Here is a 14,317-nt window from a genome sequence, read left to right as displayed (position 1 = left end):
CTTCCTCATGCTCGATCGTAAAGACAGGCGCGGATGCGTGTCAGGCCGCGCTGCACATCTTGTTTGGGGGCCACCATCGCGACACGGATGAAGCCATCGCCCGGGTCGCCCGCAGTGCCTGGGCGGCTGAGATACTTGCCGGGCAGGACGCGCACGCCCGTCTCGGACCACAGCTTCAGGGCCGCCGCTTCGCTGTCGGCGACGGGCAGCCACAGGAAGAACCCCGCCTCGGGGCCTTGGTAGCCGGGCACGCCGCCCAGGATGTCGTCGGCCAGCGCGTATTTCTCGCGGTAGAGGGCGCGGTTCTCATCGACATGGGTCTCGTCCGACCAGACCCATTCCGCCACCCGTTGCAGCGGCAGCGGCAGCGGCGCGCCGGCATAGGCGCGCAGCTGGCGGATACGGCGGATGTTCTCGGGGCCCGAAGCCACGAAGCCCGACCGCAGCCCCGGAAGGTTCGACCGTTTGGACAACGAATGAAAGACCACGACCCGTTCGGGGTCGGTCCCGGTATCGGCCACCGATTCGAGAATACCGGGCGGCGGCGCGTCACGGTAGATCTCGGAATAACATTCATCGGCGAAGATGCGGAAATCGTGCTTCTCGGCCAGCGCCAGAAGCGCGGCCCAGTACTCACGACTGGCGATGGCGCCCTGGGGATTCGCGGGGCTGCAGATATAGGCGATGGCTGTCCGATCCAGAGTCTCGGAATCAAGGCCCGCGAAATCCGGAAGGTGGCCACTCTCACCGGTGGCGGGAACGAAGACCGGCTCGGCCCCTACCGACAGCGCGGCCACGGCATAAACCTGGTAAAAGGGATTTGGCGTCAGCACGACAGGCTGCTTTCCCGCCTTGCTTTCCCGGCACAGCGCCATGGCAGCATTGTAAAGCCCTTCGCGCGTGCCATTCAGGGCCATTACCCGATCCGGCGTGACGGTCACGGAGTATCGGCGCTGCAGCCAGCCCGAGATGGCCGCCAGCAATTCGGGCGAACCATCATTCGGCGGATAGTTCCCGAATCCGGACAGGCTTGCTGAAAGGATGTCACCGACCCAGTCCGGGAACGGGTGCTGCGGCTCGCCGATGGTCATGGCAAGCGGCTCGCCCCCCGGTTCAACGGGGTCGAGCAGGCTCCGCAGGCGCGGAAACGCATAGGCCGGTAGGTTCGAAAACCGCTCGGGGTATTCCATGTCTGCCTCAAGATGCAGCCTCGTCCGCGGGCTGCTTTGTCACGAAAGTAGACGGCGCGCGCCGGTCTTGTCCAGAAATTCGGCCCGAATTTGCGGGGTTGCGCCGCAAACCTGTTGCTTTTGGGTCAGGCTAGCGCGGCCTCGGCCGCTGCGGCCAGCCTCAGAAGACGCAGGTCCTGCCCCGGCCCGGCATGGAACATGATCCCCCGGGACGGCTCCCCCGTGGGCAAGGTGATGGAACAAAGGCCCATCATGTTGCCGATGCGGGTATTGCGCAAGGTCAGCAAGTTTTCCGACGCGAAAAGGGCACTGTCGGCCAGCACGTCCGCCGTCCGCGGGGGCGCGAGCGCGGCCGAGGGAAAGATCACCGCGTCATAGCCGGAGGTTGCAGCGGCGAACTGGGCGCGCAAGGCGTCCAGGCGCTGCCAGGCGGCGACGTAGTCGGCGGCGCCATGCGTTCGACCAGCCTGGAAACGCTCTCGCACAGGGGCATACATCTTGTCCGGGGCTGCCTCGATGGCACCGCCCCAAGTGCCGTAGCATTCCGAGGTGTAGATGATCCCGGCAAGTTCCAGCGCCTCGGCCACCGCGGGGATTGCCGCCCGCTCGACCTGCACACCTGCACTTTCAAGACGTGCGACAGCACGTTCGAAGGCCGTACCGGTGGCGTCGCGGAGGCCCTCGCAGGCCACCGTTTCCAACACCAGGAGCCGGGCTCCGGTCAGCTTGGCACCGCGCAGATCAGGACCCGCGCGCCCCTGCATGGCGGCAAACAAGTGCGCGGCATCCTCGACCGTCCGGGCCAGCGGCCCGACCGTGTCGAACCGAGCGGCCAACGGCACGACGCCGTCGAGCGACAAGGCGTTGTGAGTGGGCTTGAAGCCGACCAGGTCGTTCCAGGCCGCGGGCAAGCGCACCGACCCGCCCGTGTCCGACCCGACCCCGCCGGCGGCCAGGCCAAGCGCCGTGGCACTGGCCGCGCCCGAGGACGATCCGCCCGGCGCGGCATCGGCATCATGGACATTGGGCGGCGTCGCCGTCATCGGGTTCACACCCAGCCCGGAAAAGGCCAGTTCGGTCATATGGGTCTTGCCCATGCAGACCAGCCCCAGGGACGTGGCATTGCGCAAAACCGCGGCATCACCTTCGGGCACCCGCCCGGCCAGAAGCGCAGTGCCCGCCTCGGTCGCGACCCCGGCGCAATCGAAGTTGTCCTTCCAGCCGATGGGGACGCCATCCAGCAAGGACCGGCGTTGGCCAAGCCGGGCGCGCTGACTGGCGGCACGAGCCTCGGCACGTGCCCGGTCAGGGGTGGTTCGGGCAAAGATCCGGTCGCCGTGGGGGCTTGCCGCGATCGCTGCCAGGAACGCTTCCGTCAGATCAGACGGATCAACTTTGCCCGCCTCAATCGCCCGACCGAGTTCGCACGCGCTCTTGTGGCGCACATCCTGCATCATCGCCGCATCTCCATCCCCGTTCAGGCGAAACCTTAGCGGCCAAGCGGCGCATGGACAATCCCGACACGTGGCGCATATTGCCCCCCATGACACACGACTCGGATATCCTGATCATTGGCGGCGGGCTGAATGGTCCGGCGCTGGCGCTGGCGCTGGCCCGGGCAGGGCTGAGCGTGACCGTGATCGACGCCCTGCCAAAGGCGACCCGGGAACTGTCCGATTTCGATGGGCGGAGCTACGCGCTGGCGCTGGCCTCGACCCGCCTTTTGGACCATCTGGGGATCTGGGACCGGGTCGCGCAGAACAGCCAGCCCATGCTGGAGATCAAGGTCACGGACGGGCGTGCCGGCGACGGCCCGGCCCCCTGGATGCTTCATTTCGATCATGCCGAGATCGAGGAAGGCCCCATGGGCTACATGCTCGAGGATCGTCATCTACGGCTGGCCCTGCTGAACGCCATGGAAGAAGAACCGCGCATCACGCAGGTGAACGCGGACTCCGTGGTCGATCAGTGCACCGCGCCCGATCACGCAGCGGTCACGCTTGCCTCGGGGCGCAGGATCACGGGCCGTGTCCTCGTCGGGTGCGACGGGCGCGCCAGCGGCACCGCACGCCGCGCCGGCATCCGCCGCACCGGCTGGAACTACGGACAAACCGCGATCGTTTGCGCCGTGTCTCACGAAAAGCCCCAGGGCGGCATCGCGCATCAGTTCTTCATGCCGCACGGGCCGCTGGCGATCCTGCCGCTGCCGGACAACCGGTCCTCTATCGTCTGGTCGGAAACGACCGCCCGCGCCGACCGGATCATGACAATGGAGGCGGACGATTTCCTGGACGCGCTTCGCCCCGCCTTCGGGTCGTTCCTGGGCGAGATCGCGCTGGAAGGTCAGCGCTTTGCCTATCCGCTCAGACTGACCCTGGCCAGTGCCTTCGTGGCGGACCGTCTGGCGTTGGTGGGCGACGCGGCGCACGGGATGCACCCGATTGCAGGCCAGGGATTGAATGCCGGGATGCGTGATGTCGCGGCGCTGGCAGAGGTTCTGACCGAGGCCCGCGCGCGCGGCGAGGACATAGCCAGCGCCCAGGTGCTAGCGCGCTACCAGAAATGGCGGCGCTTCGACACCGCCGCGCTGGCGTTAGCGACGGACAGCTTCAACCGTCTGTTCTCAAATGACAATCCCCTTCTTAGACCAATCCGGGATCTCGGGATGGGCGCGGTCAATGCCGTCCCGGGACTGCGCCGGGGCTTCATTCGCGAGGCTGCGGGGCTGACCGGCGACCTGCCCCGATCAATGCGCGGCTGACACGTGGCAGCAGCGCCCTAATCGAGCTGCCGCGCCTCGTCGATCAACAGCACAGGGATACCGTCGCGGATCGGATAGGCAAGATGGGCGGCCTTGCTGACCAGTTCCTGCCGCTGGGAATCGTAGCGCAGGATCGCGTGGGTCTGGGGGCAGACCAGCGCCTCCAGCATCTTGCGGTCGAACGCGTTCGGATCTGACCCGATCACTGGATCATCTCGTCACTGCCACCGGCGCGCAGGGCGTATTCGATCAGCGTCACCAAGGTTTCGCGCCGGGTCGAAAGGCATGGCGCCTCGAGGAGGGCCTGTTTGTCCTCGGGGTCAAGTGGCAGAAGCATGGAAAGAGAGTTTATGAGAAGCTCGGGATCGGCCTCCTTCAGGCTGTCCCAGTCGGTACTCAGCCCTGTTTCGGTGAAATACCGGTTCAACAGGGCAAACAGCGCATCGCGATCGAAACCCGGGTCGGTCTCAGCGGCCTTGCCGCGGTCAGCTTCGAAACCGGCCCAGTCCACCTCGCAACGGCGGTAGGGGGTGAAGCCCTCGACTTCCTGACGGACACGGAAGCGCGACCGCCCGGACAGGGTGATCATGTAACGCCCATCGTCGGTTTCCGAAAAGGCGGTCACGCGCCCCGCGCAGCCAATACTGTGCAATCTCTGGCCGTCACGGCCCGCTCCACCGGGCTGCACCATTCCGATCAGTCGCTCAGGTGTCTTGAGCGCATCCTCGAGCATAGCCAGGTAGCGCGGCTCGAAGATATGCAGGGGCAGTTGCGCACGCGGCAAAAGCAACGCCCCCGTCAGGGGGAACACGGGGATGGTCGCGGGCAGGTCCGGGAAGTTCGCCATGACACGCAAATTAGACCGAAGGCCCCTTCAGGCAACGCCGTCAGGCAAATATCATCGAACTCAGCCTGCGGCGTCCGTTAAGCACAACCGGGTCGTTCGGCTTGAGCGCCTCGAATATCGTGAAGAGCTGCGCCTTTGCCGCACCGTCGTTCCAGTCGGGCGCGCGGCGGAAAAGCTCCAGAAGCTCGTTGACCGCCGCCTCGGCATCGCCCGAGGCATGTAGGGCCGTGGCCAGGTCCAGCCGGGCCTGGTGATCCTTTGGGTCAGCCTCGACCCTGGTGCGCAAATCCTCGATCGGGCCTGCCTTCTCTGCTTGGCGGGCCAGGTCGATGGCGGCCCGGGCGGCCTCGATCTCGGGGGCCTCTGCAATCTCGGCGGGCACGCCGTTTATGACGGCCTCGGCCTGGTCGGCCTGGTCAAGCGCCAAGTAGGCGCGTGCCATGCCGCCGAAGGCCGCGGCATTCTGCGGGTCTTCCTGGGCGATGGCGGCGAAGGTCTGGGCAGCATCCGCCGCCGCGCCGTCGGTCAACATCTGGTCGGCGGCTTCCAGCGCCTGCGCCATGCCGCCATCGTCGCCCTCGCCACCGCCCATGGCTGCCAGCTTCTGAACGAACTCGTCGATCTGGCTTTGCGGCAGCGCGCCCTGGAAACCGTCGACGGGCTGACCCTGGTGGAAGGCATAGACGGTCGGAATCGACTGTACGCGCAACTGGCCGGCGATCTGCTGGTTCTCGTCCACGTTGACCTTGACCAGTTTCACCTTGCCCCCGGCGGCATTCACCGCCGTTTCGAGCGCGGGGGTCAACTGCTTGCAGGGGCCGCACCAAGGCGCCCAGAAATCGACGATGACCGGCACATCCTGGCTGGCCTCGACCACGTCGGCCATGAAAGTGGTATCGTCACCGTCCTTGATCAGATCGCCCGCAGGGGCGGCGTTGCCTTGTCCAAGTTCAAGCATCCTGTTTCTCCGCCTTGTCTGGAGTGTTCTGCCCTATATGGGGCGATTTGCACCAAAGCGAAAGGGGGGTGGGTTTCCCCTGGCACTGTTCCGGGGCTGTCTGGGTCGAAAGGGAGGCCAGATGCCCACTATTCTGACCTTCGGGGACAGCAACACCCATGCCAGCGCGCTGATGCCACCCCCCCGCACAACGAACGCCTGGCCTACGGCGCACGCTGGCCAACGGTGATGGCCGAACATCTCGGCCCCTACTGGCACCTCGTCGAAGAAGGATTGCCCGGGCGCACCACCGAGCATGCCGATCCCGCAATGTGGCCCGACATGAACGGCCAGCGCGGCCTGCGTGCCGCATTCGCCAGCCATCAGCCCTTGGATGCGATCACGATCATGCTGGACACGAATGATCTCAAGACCCGCTTCGCACCCTCGGTCGCGGGAATCACGGCCGGGGTCGCTGGACTTCTGGACATCGCGCTCAACCCCGATACGCAGGCTCGCCACGGACCGTGTCGCGTTCTGCTCATCTGCCCGCCCCCGGTGGTCGAGACCGGCCCGATCAAGGGCGATTTCTTCGGCGCCGAGGCCATCGGTCCGCAACTGGCCGCAAGCTATGCCGCCCTGGCCGAAGCCCGCGGCACGGCCTTCCTCGACGCCGGGCAGATCATCGCTGCCAGCCCAATTGACGGCGCTCATCTCGACGCCGCGGCCCACCGCCGGCTGGGCAAGGCTGTGGCCGAAACGGTACGTGCGCTCTAAAGATCGAAGATGGCGAAGACCGGGGCGTGGTCGCTGGGTTTTTCCCAGCCGCGTACGTCGCGCCGGACGCGACTTGAATGGGCGGCAGCCGCGATATCCGGCGTGGCCCAGACATGGTCCAGCCTGCGGCCCTTGTCGGCGGCATCCCAGTCGGGCGAGCGATAGGACCACCAGCTGTAGAGCTGCCCCTCGGGGATGTCGGCCCGGGTCACATCGACCCAGGCGCCCGCCTCTTGCGCGCCGCCCAGGTGCTCGATCTCCACCGGCGTATGGCTGACGACCTTGAGCATCTTCTTGTGATCCCAAACGTCATCCGCGCGCGGGGCGATGTTCAGGTCGCCCACCAGGATGGATTTCGCGGGTCGCTCGCCGTGGAACCAGTCGCGCATCTCGGTCAGATAGTCGAGTTTTTGACCGAATTTCTCGTTCACCTCACGGTTCGGTTTGTCCCCGCCGGCGGGGACGTAGAAGTTGTGGATTGTGACGCCGTTGTCCAGTTGCCCGGCGATGTGGCGAGCGTGGCCCAGGGCGGCGAAATCCTGGCTGCCAGCCTCCCGGATGGGGCGTTTCGACAGGATCGCCACTCCGTTGTAGCCCTTCTGTCCACGCGCAACCATGTGGGTGTAGCCCAGAGCGCGGAACTGCTCGGTCGGGATCTTGTCCACCGGCGACTTGCATTCCTGCAGGCAGAGGACATCCGGCGCCTCCTCCCGCATCAGTCGCAGGACCAGCCCCTCGCGCAGGCGGACCGAGTTGATGTTCCAGGTGGCAAGCGTGAAAGACATGAAAGACTCCTGAACGGGGGCGACGTTGACGGCAGCCATAGCCGATGGAACCCCAGCCTGCCATCCCCACGCCGCCCATGCACCCGCCGGCCGACGAAAAAGACCCCGGCGCAGCGCGTCGGGGCCAAGTCCTACAGGGAGGTGACGACGCCATCGTCGCCACCGGGAACGGGCTGAAAAATAGCGGCCATCAGCATTCGATGTCTTGATCTGGGTCAAGGGGTCACGCTTTTTGAAAAGCCCGGGACAGCAGCCTCAGCGGAGCGGATCAGTCCGGTAAAGCTTCACCCTGAGCCCGCCATGGGCCACCGGTGGCCCGGGTGGCAGAAAGGGCAGGCCCGTGCCATGTGCCAGCTTGGACTGCGCGGTAATGATCCCCACCTTCCACCCCGTGAACCTTTCCCTGAGCACGGCGCCGAGGCTGCCGTGCAGAGCATAAAGCGGCTTGAGGTTGCCGATGCGCGCGCCGTAGGGCGGGTTCACGATGACGATACCGGGTGGCCCCTCGGGACGGGTCAGGGCGCTGACCGGTGTCATCTCGAACCGCGTCAGCCCTGCGACCCCGGCGCGCTCAGCGTTGTCGGCGCTCATCCGTATCGCACCGGAATCGCGGTCCGAGCCGAAAAAGCCCAAGTCGGTCTGCCCCGACACTTGTGCAGCTTTCATTGCCGCCCAGGCGGTGGCGTCGAAGCTGGCCAAATCCTCGAAAGCGAAGCGGCGGCCCCGGCCCGGCGCGAGGCCCAGCGCGATCTCGGCCGCCTCTATCACGAAGGTGCCCGAGCCGCACATCGGGTCCAGCACTGGCTCATCCCCGGCATAGCCCATCTGGCGAAGGAAGAGCGACGCCATTGTCTCGCGCATCGGGGCCTTGCCCACCGCCGCCTTGTAGCCCCGCTTGTGCAGGGGATCGCCCGAGGTGTCGACCGAGAGTGTCACCAGATTGTCGAAGATACGAACCTTGAGCGTCACGCCGGCCTTGTCGTCGACCGGTGTGCCGAGCGTTTCCGCGATTGCCCGTTCGATCCGCTGCTGCGCGGCCCCGGCGTGATAGATCTTCGATTTACGCGTTGTAACCTCGACCCGCACGGGCATGTCAGTCCGAAACACCTCGGCCCAGGGAAACTTGCGCGCCCTCTTGTCAAGTTGCGCAAGGTGAAAGGCGCGGAAACTCCCGATCCGGGCCAACACACGGTCCGCTCCGCGCAATTGCAGATTGGCGCGCCAGACCTCGGGCCAGCCGCCCGTCAAGGCCACACCGCCCGGCTGCGCCTCTGGCATGGAGAATCCCGCCGAGCGAGCCTCGTCGGCGAGGGTCTTTTCCAGACCGGGCGGGGCTTGCAGGAAAATTTCGAAACGGTCGGCCATGACGGCGTCATAGCTAGGAACGACGGGTTGGGCGATGGGAAAAGCTTGACCCGGCATCATGACACTGTGACGATCCGGTCCGGTTAGCACAGAAAACAACAGATTTCAGGCCGGGCGACATGATCCGAACTCGGGATTTTCCGATCTTGAAACACCGCAAGCTTCTCCTGACGCGTTTGAAATACCGCAGGAAGATGAAGGGCGTCCTTAGCTGGGGTGAAGCCGAGGAGCGTAGCTTGAAAATCAGGAACCGCTTGACGACCAACTGGCCCCCGGTATCCCGGGGCGATGAAGAAGTGGTCTTCTGCATCCCTCTCATCGGTCGAGAACGCGCCCCGGATTGGAATGTTGTTTGCCAGTTGCTTGCAAGAACGCTCGGCTCTCTCGTGCATCAATCCAACACCAAATGGAGAGCCATCGTCTGCTCTCAGGATGAACCCGAGGCGATGCCGCCGGACGAAAGAATCACCTATCTGCCTTTCATCGCGAAAACCGGTGAGACGGGCAAGAACGACAGTGCCGCCAAGATTCACCAGATCATTGAACATATCAAGCGCCATGGCCCGACGTCTGGTTATGCGTTCCGCCTGGATGCAGACGATGTCCCGCATCGTGATCTGGTGGATTACATTTTGCGTGACAACAATGGCCGGGGCTATCTCCTGGATCAGGGCTACATGCTGGACAGTGACATGCACCACGGCCGTGCGCTGGGTCATAGATCGCTCTTCCCGTTGCGGATCGAGAACAACACGTTTTTCAAGAACTGCGGCTCCTGCCTGGCCGTTTTTTTCGATAAACGGGGCACCGGAATTGGCATGGTTCTTGCGGATAACCTGCTTTGCGAAAAGCACACCCGGTTGGCGGAAGTCTCCGTGTTGGCTGCGCTTGATCTCGCTTTCGTTCCGTTCCCGGCGATGTGCTACATGATCAGACACGGTCAGAACGATTACCCGGGCCGGCGGACCCCGCCGGTCCTGGCCCCGAAGTACTGGAAGGAAATCGAAACAGGCTTTCCCGCCATCTACTCGCAGTCATGAGATGGAAGAGGCTTTCCCAGCCAAGCCATCGAGAGAACCACCCGGTGACCGCGTGATCGCGCGGCATGTACTCGGGGAATGACAAGCAAAGTCAGGTCGGGAATAAAAAAGGCCCCGGAGAAACTCCGGGGCCAAGTCCAACAGGGAGGGTGGCGGCGTGACCCGGCCGCCTGCGGGATTTCTCAGGCCATCAGCCGGTAGCCGCCGCTTTCCGTCACCAGCAGCCGCGCATTGGACGGATCCGGCTCGATCTTCTGGCGCAGGCGGTAGATGTGGGTTTCCAGCGTGTGCGTCGTCACGCCCGCGTTGTAGCCCCAGACCTCGTGCAGCAGCACGTCGCGGGCCACCACGCCCTCGGTCGCGCGGTAGAGGAACTTGAGGATGTTGGTTTCCTTCTCTGTCAGGCGGATCTTGCGGTCCTCCTCGGTGACAAGCATCTTCTGCGCGGGTTTGAAGGTGTAAGGTCCGAGGGAGAACACCGCGTCCTCGGACTGTTCGTGCTGGCGCAGTTGCGCGCGGATGCGGGCCAGAAGAACGGGAAACTTGAAGGGCTTGCTAACGTAGTCGTTCGCGCCGGCATCCAGCCCAAGGATCGTGTCGCTGTCGCTGTCATGCCCTGTCAGCATAAGCACCGGACACTTGACCCCCTGCTTGCGCATCAGGCGGCACAGCTCGCGCCCGTCGGTATCCGGAAGGCCCACGTCGAGGATGACCAGGTCGTACAGCGCCTCCTTGGCCTTCTGCATGGCCTCGGCGCCGTTTCCCGCCTCGAAAACATCGAATTCCTCGGTCATGACCAGTTGCTCGCCCAGCGCCTCGCGCAGGTCCTCGTCGTCATCTACGAGAAGAATTTTCTTGAGCTGCGCCATGTCACGGATCTCCTCACTTTTCCTTCCAGGCATCTGCGTCCGGTCGTGGCAAAGGGCAAGGATTGCTGCACTGCGTTCACGCCGACGTGTCAGCACTGGCGGATATGTTTCATTTCCTGTCAAATGGAGCTATCCCGAATTACCACCAGAGGACCACGCATGAGCTTCGCCCCCGACCTGACCGAGATGCTGGCCCGCGCCCGCGCAGACATGCGGCTGGGCGTTCCAGTGGTGCTGTCGGACGGCCCGCGGGCTGCGCTCGTCATGGCGGTCGAGACGCTGGGGCCACAGCGACTGGCCGATGCGCTGGCCCTGGGACATGCCGACCTGGCCATCACCGAGCATCGCGCGACGACACTCAAGACCGCCGCCTATGATGGCGATCTTGTCCGGCTTGCCGTGCCAGACGGGGCGGGCCTCGACTGGGTGCAGGCGGTGGCAGACCCCGCCGACGACCTGCGCCTGCCGATCAAGGGGCCCTTCGTGGCGCGGCGCGAAGGCGACGCGGTGCTGCACCGCGCGGGTATCCGCCTGGCCAAGGCCGCGCGACTGATCCCGGCAGTGCTGGTCGTGCAGATCGCGGACGGCGCGGGGCTGGCGCGCGATCACGGGCTGACGCTGATCGGCGCGGCCTCGGCCATGACCACGGACCTGTCCCCGCTGGCCCCGGTGATCCATGCCAGGGTCCCGCTGGAGGTCTGCGAGGCCGGCCGCCTGCACATCTTCCGCCCCGAGGACGGCGCCGAGGAACACTACGCCCTCGAGATCGGAAGCCCGGACCGATCCAGGCCGGTGCTGGCGCGGCTCCATTCGGCCTGTTTCACGGGCGACCTGCTGGGATCACTGAAATGCGATTGCGGGCCTCAGCTGCGCGGCGCTCTGGCCCAGATGGGCGTGGCGGGCGAGGGCGTGCTGCTTTACCTCAACCAGGAGGGGCGCGGCATCGGGCTGGCCAACAAGATGCGGGCCTATTCGCTGCAGGACCAGGGCTTCGACACGGTCGAGGCCAATCACAGGCTCGGCTTCGAGGACGACGAGCGCGACTTTCGTATCGGCGCCGATATCCTGCGCAAGATGGGCTTCTCGCAGGTGCGCCTGCTGACCAACAACCCCGCCAAGGTCGAGCGGCTGGAATCCTGCGGAATCGACGTGGTGGAACGGGTGCCGCTAAAGGTCGGTGAAAACCGCTTCAATCACCACTATCTGGCGACCAAGGCCAGCAAGTCCGGCCACCTGTTGTAGCCTGGCCTGACGCGGCGTTTCCCTTGAGCCGAAGCCACCAGATGCGTCACCGTCCCGGCGAGGAGGACCCGCCATGATCCCGACGCTCGGCATCTTGATGAACATGGGCAGCCTGCAAAGGCTGCTCCCTTTCTGGCTCGCCGGCCTCGCGGCCATGATCGCCTGGTTCTCGCCCTGGCTGCTGCTGGCGGTCATCTACGGTGCCGCCGTGCAGTTCGTCGTGGAATACGCGATGCACCGGTTCCTGTTGCACCGCGAACCGCCCGTGGATCAGCCGACCTTCAACGCGCTTTACCGCAGCCATGTCGGCCATCACGAGTTTCCCGGCGACCCGGAGTTCTTTACCGGCGACGATCACTGGTACCCCGTGCGCTTCGGCCTTGCTTCGGCCGCGCTGCACACGCTCGTGCTCTGGCCGTTCCTTGGCCTCGGTCCGGCGCTTCTCTTCGCCGCGACCGCGCTTTTCGTGGGCTCGGTCAGCGCCTTCGCCTTCTACGAATACTGTCATACGCTGGCGCATCTGAACGTGCCCAAGGGCCGGTTCGGCAAGCGTGTAACTCAGCGGCACATGCTGCACCACTTCCACGACCACAGGGCGACGTATCACGTCAGCTTCGGAATGGAGTGGATAGATCGGCTGTTCGGCACGAAACACGACGCGGTGGACGCGAAAGGGCGCTTCGACCGGCAAACCATGCTGTCGATGGGCATGGACCCCGAGGATCTGCGCCTCGTGACAGCCCGCAAGGCCCACGGGATCGGCCGGTTCCCGAAATGGGCCACGCGCCGCCGCACCGCGTGACCCAGCACGGCCAGACCCCGCGGGATATCGTCCTGACGCCGACCGGGCTGCGCTTTCTCGGGCGCCGCCTGCCCTGCGTGATCGGCAAGGGCGGCCTCAGTCGCCGCAAGCGCGAGGGCGACGGCGCGACACCGCGCGGCACACATGGCATCGTGGGGATGCTCTATCGCCCCGACCGGATGGCGCGGCCCGCGGACTGGGCCTTGCCGATCAGGCCCGGCGACCTGTGGTCGGATGACCCCGCACAGCCCGACTACAACCTGATGGTCCGCGCACCCTACCCGCACGGACATGAACGCCTGCGCCGGGCCGATCCGCTTTACGACCTCGTGATCCTGACCGACTGGAACTGGCCCTACCCGGTCAAGCATCGCGGCTCGGCCATCTTCCTTCACCGGTGGCGGCGGCCCGGCTACCCGACCGAAGGCTGCATCGCCCTGCGGCCCGATCACCTGCTCTGGCTGGCGCGGCACATCCGCTACCAGACGCGCCTCATCGTGCCCTGACGCCGGGATGGCGGGTGGGCTGTCGTGGCGGCCCGGCCGGGCCGACACGCAGGTCAACCGTAATCCCGTTCCCCGAAAATGGCCGATCCGACCCGCACATGGGTCGCGCCCTGCGCCACGGCCTGTTCAAAATCGCCGGACATGCCCATGGACAGGCCGGTCAGCCCGTTGCGCGCCGCGATCTTGCCCAGCAAGGCGAAATGCAGGCTGGGTTCCTCGTCCACGGGCGGGATGCACATCAGCCCCGCCACCGGCAGGTCCATGCCACGGCACTCGGCCACGAAGGCATCGGCCTGGGCGGGCAGCACCCCGGCCTTCTGCGGCTCTTCGCCGGTGTTGACCTGCACGAACAGGTCGGGGCACTGGCCCGTCTCCTGCGCCAGCCGCGCGATGGTCCGGGCCAGCTTGGGCCGGTCCAGCGTGTGGATCGCCTGCGCCAGGTCCATCGCCTGGCGGGCCTTGTTGGTCTGCAAGGGGCCGATCAGGTGCAGCTCGATCCCGTCGAAAGCCTCGCGGAAACCGGGCCACTTTCCGGCCGCTTCCTGCACGCGGTTCTCGCCGAAGATCCTGTGACCCTGCTGCAGAATCGACTCGACCCGGGCGTCGGGCTGCATCTTGGAAACGGCAATCAGCCGGACCGACCCGGGCGCCCGCCCGGCCGCGGTCTCGGCGCGCTGCACCCGTTCGGTAATCTCGGCCAGCGACATGTTCAAGCTCCTGTTTCGGCGGCAAAATCACCCTGTTGGACCAGACCGGGGCCGGTTTGGCAAGCGGGCCTGCGCCGATCTGCCCGCCGGGGTGTGTGGCACGGCTGCATCATTTTCGACCGGGCCACTTCGCCACCCCGGCAATTCTCTTGAGTGTGCACCGCTTTCCGCGCAAAGACACTGGCAATGCTGGGACAACTGGCATTCTCGGGAATGCAAACACGAGGAATCAAAACATGAAAAGCATCCTTCTTGCTTCGGCTTCGGTCTTCGCCTTCGCGGGCGCCGCTGCTGCCGAGGTTTCCTTCTCCGGCGACGCTGAGCTGGGTTACAATGACGATGACGCGCCGCTGTCCTCCGCGGACAACAACGACGGGTTTTACTGGGAAGGCAATCTCTACGCTGCCTTCAGCCAGGACCTGGACAACGGCCTGACCGCTGGTGCCGACATCGAATTCGGCTTTGCAAGCAATAACCTCGGCCAGAACG

Annotated in this window: 16 protein-coding genes; 7 read left to right on the top strand and 9 right to left on the bottom strand. The window is 65.4% G+C overall.

Annotated elements, in window-relative coordinates; genetic code table 11:
• Nucleotides 1-5 precede the first annotated feature (5 nt).
• Together VJ897_RS04975 and VJ897_RS04970 are read right to left on the bottom strand one after the other, a co-directional pair.
• The gene (locus tag VJ897_RS04975) at nucleotides 6-1,190 is read right to left on the bottom strand and encodes an aminotransferase class I/II-fold pyridoxal phosphate-dependent enzyme (RefSeq protein ID WP_324053811.1); all 1,185 of its coding nucleotides are present in this window, start codon (nucleotides 1,188-1,190) and stop codon (nucleotides 6-8) included.
• 125 nt (nucleotides 1,191-1,315) lie between these two features.
• Nucleotides 1,316-2,647, bottom strand: a complete 1,332-nt coding sequence (locus tag VJ897_RS04970; protein ID WP_324053809.1) for an amidase — start codon at nucleotides 2,645-2,647, stop codon at nucleotides 1,316-1,318.
• Between the two features lie 50 nt (nucleotides 2,648-2,697).
• Between VJ897_RS04970 and VJ897_RS04965 the strand changes: the two genes are divergently transcribed.
• Nucleotides 2,698-3,951, top strand: coding sequence for a UbiH/UbiF/VisC/COQ6 family ubiquinone biosynthesis hydroxylase (locus tag VJ897_RS04965; RefSeq protein ID WP_324053808.1), 1,254 nt, complete (start codon nucleotides 2,698-2,700; stop codon nucleotides 3,949-3,951).
• A 17-nt stretch (nucleotides 3,952-3,968) separates the two neighbouring features.
• Here the strand turns inward: VJ897_RS04965 and VJ897_RS04960 are convergent, their stop codons facing one another.
• From VJ897_RS04960 to trxA, 3 genes are read right to left on the bottom strand one after another with little or no spacing between them, the layout of a single operon-like run.
• Nucleotides 3,969-4,121: a Trm112 family protein gene (locus tag VJ897_RS04960; RefSeq protein WP_324053933.1), complete on the bottom strand. Its 153-nt coding sequence runs from the start codon at nucleotides 4,119-4,121 to the stop codon at nucleotides 3,969-3,971.
• 32 nt (nucleotides 4,122-4,153) lie between these two features.
• On the bottom strand, nucleotides 4,154-4,798 hold the full coding sequence (locus VJ897_RS04955; RefSeq protein WP_324053806.1) for an LON peptidase substrate-binding domain-containing protein: 645 nt from the start codon (nucleotides 4,796-4,798) through the stop codon (nucleotides 4,154-4,156).
• Between the two features lie 40 nt (nucleotides 4,799-4,838).
• On the bottom strand, nucleotides 4,839-5,756 hold the full coding sequence (gene trxA / locus VJ897_RS04950) for a thioredoxin (protein ID WP_324053804.1): 918 nt from the start codon (nucleotides 5,754-5,756) through the stop codon (nucleotides 4,839-4,841).
• A 228-nt stretch (nucleotides 5,757-5,984) separates the two neighbouring features.
• On the opposite strand from trxA, the gene VJ897_RS04945 reads away from it, so the two are divergent.
• Complete coding sequence (locus VJ897_RS04945; RefSeq protein WP_324053802.1) at nucleotides 5,985-6,512, top strand: GDSL-type esterase/lipase family protein; 528 nt, start codon at nucleotides 5,985-5,987, stop codon at nucleotides 6,510-6,512.
• Here the strand turns inward: VJ897_RS04945 and VJ897_RS04940 are convergent.
• Nucleotides 6,509-7,297: an exodeoxyribonuclease III gene (locus VJ897_RS04940; RefSeq protein ID WP_324053800.1), complete on the bottom strand. Its 789-nt coding sequence runs from the start codon at nucleotides 7,295-7,297 to the stop codon at nucleotides 6,509-6,511. The two genes, VJ897_RS04945 and VJ897_RS04940, sit on opposite strands and share 4 nt — an antisense overlap.
• Nucleotides 7,298-7,552: 255 nt before the next feature.
• Complete coding sequence (locus tag VJ897_RS04935; protein WP_324053798.1) at nucleotides 7,553-8,662, bottom strand: THUMP domain-containing class I SAM-dependent RNA methyltransferase; 1,110 nt, start codon at nucleotides 8,660-8,662, stop codon at nucleotides 7,553-7,555.
• Between the two features lie 146 nt (nucleotides 8,663-8,808).
• Between VJ897_RS04935 and VJ897_RS04930 the strand changes: the two genes are divergently transcribed.
• The gene (locus tag VJ897_RS04930; protein WP_324053796.1) at nucleotides 8,809-9,702 is read left to right on the top strand and encodes a hypothetical protein; all 894 of its coding nucleotides are present in this window, start codon (nucleotides 8,809-8,811) and stop codon (nucleotides 9,700-9,702) included.
• 182 nt (nucleotides 9,703-9,884) lie between these two features.
• Here VJ897_RS04930 and VJ897_RS04925 read toward each other — a convergent pair whose 3' ends face one another.
• Nucleotides 9,885-10,571: a response regulator transcription factor gene (locus tag VJ897_RS04925; RefSeq protein WP_324053794.1), complete on the bottom strand. Its 687-nt coding sequence runs from the start codon at nucleotides 10,569-10,571 to the stop codon at nucleotides 9,885-9,887.
• A gap of 159 nt (nucleotides 10,572-10,730) precedes the next feature.
• Here VJ897_RS04925 and ribA point away from each other — a divergent pair, with 159 nt between their 5' ends.
• The 3 genes from ribA (at nucleotide 10,731) to VJ897_RS04910 (ending at nucleotide 13,121) form a co-directional block, all read left to right on the top strand.
• The gene (gene ribA, locus VJ897_RS04920; protein WP_324053792.1) at nucleotides 10,731-11,813 is read left to right on the top strand and encodes a GTP cyclohydrolase II; all 1,083 of its coding nucleotides are present in this window, start codon (nucleotides 10,731-10,733) and stop codon (nucleotides 11,811-11,813) included.
• Between the two features lie 73 nt (nucleotides 11,814-11,886).
• Complete coding sequence (locus VJ897_RS04915) at nucleotides 11,887-12,615, top strand: sterol desaturase family protein (protein ID WP_324053790.1); 729 nt, start codon at nucleotides 11,887-11,889, stop codon at nucleotides 12,613-12,615.
• Nucleotides 12,588-13,121, top strand: a complete 534-nt coding sequence (locus tag VJ897_RS04910) for a L,D-transpeptidase family protein (RefSeq protein WP_324053788.1) — start codon at nucleotides 12,588-12,590, stop codon at nucleotides 13,119-13,121. Before VJ897_RS04915 ends, VJ897_RS04910 begins: the two co-directional genes overlap by 28 nt.
• 53 nt (nucleotides 13,122-13,174) lie before the next feature.
• Here VJ897_RS04910 and VJ897_RS04905 read toward each other — a convergent pair whose 3' ends face one another.
• The gene (locus VJ897_RS04905; RefSeq protein WP_324053786.1) at nucleotides 13,175-13,828 is read right to left on the bottom strand and encodes a YggS family pyridoxal phosphate-dependent enzyme; all 654 of its coding nucleotides are present in this window, start codon (nucleotides 13,826-13,828) and stop codon (nucleotides 13,175-13,177) included.
• A 35-nt stretch (nucleotides 13,829-13,863) separates the two neighbouring features.
• Here VJ897_RS04905 and VJ897_RS04900 point away from each other — a divergent pair.
• A partial coding sequence (locus VJ897_RS04900; protein WP_324053785.1) for a porin occupies nucleotides 13,864-14,317 on the top strand: 454 nt, incomplete at its 3' end.

It is taken from the genome of Salibaculum sp. (assembly GCF_035270045.1).
Classification (GTDB): Bacteria; Pseudomonadota; Alphaproteobacteria; order Rhodobacterales; family Rhodobacteraceae; genus Salibaculum.
This window is presented reverse-complemented; position numbering and strand designations above follow the sequence as displayed.

Coding starts and splice junctions, on each gene's coding strand:
- ribA (WP_324053792.1), top strand. CDS start 10,731: ATGAGCTTCGCCCCCGACCTGACCGAGATGCTGGCCCGCGCCCGCGCA.
- VJ897_RS04945 (WP_324053802.1), top strand. CDS start 5,985: ATGGCCGAACATCTCGGCCCCTACTGGCACCTCGTCGAAGAAGGATTG.
- VJ897_RS04960 (WP_324053933.1), bottom strand. CDS start 4,121: ATGCTGGAGGCGCTGGTCTGCCCCCAGACCCACGCGATCCTGCGCTAC.
- VJ897_RS04915 (WP_324053790.1), top strand. CDS start 11,887: ATGATCCCGACGCTCGGCATCTTGATGAACATGGGCAGCCTGCAAAGG.
- VJ897_RS04965 (WP_324053808.1), top strand. CDS start 2,698: ATGGACAATCCCGACACGTGGCGCATATTGCCCCCCATGACACACGAC.
- VJ897_RS04970 (WP_324053809.1), bottom strand. CDS start 2,647: ATGATGCAGGATGTGCGCCACAAGAGCGCGTGCGAACTCGGTCGGGCG.
- VJ897_RS04925 (WP_324053794.1), bottom strand. CDS start 10,571: ATGGCGCAGCTCAAGAAAATTCTTCTCGTAGATGACGACGAGGACCTG.
- VJ897_RS04955 (WP_324053806.1), bottom strand. CDS start 4,798: ATGGCGAACTTCCCGGACCTGCCCGCGACCATCCCCGTGTTCCCCCTG.
- VJ897_RS04910 (WP_324053788.1), top strand. CDS start 12,588: ATGGGCCACGCGCCGCCGCACCGCGTGACCCAGCACGGCCAGACCCCG.
- trxA (WP_324053804.1), bottom strand. CDS start 5,756: ATGCTTGAACTTGGACAAGGCAACGCCGCCCCTGCGGGCGATCTGATC.
- VJ897_RS04940 (WP_324053800.1), bottom strand. CDS start 7,297: ATGTCTTTCACGCTTGCCACCTGGAACATCAACTCGGTCCGCCTGCGC.
- VJ897_RS04975 (WP_324053811.1), bottom strand. CDS start 1,190: ATGGAATACCCCGAGCGGTTTTCGAACCTACCGGCCTATGCGTTTCCG.
- VJ897_RS04935 (WP_324053798.1), bottom strand. CDS start 8,662: ATGGCCGACCGTTTCGAAATTTTCCTGCAAGCCCCGCCCGGTCTGGAA.
- VJ897_RS04905 (WP_324053786.1), bottom strand. CDS start 13,828: ATGTCGCTGGCCGAGATTACCGAACGGGTGCAGCGCGCCGAGACCGCG.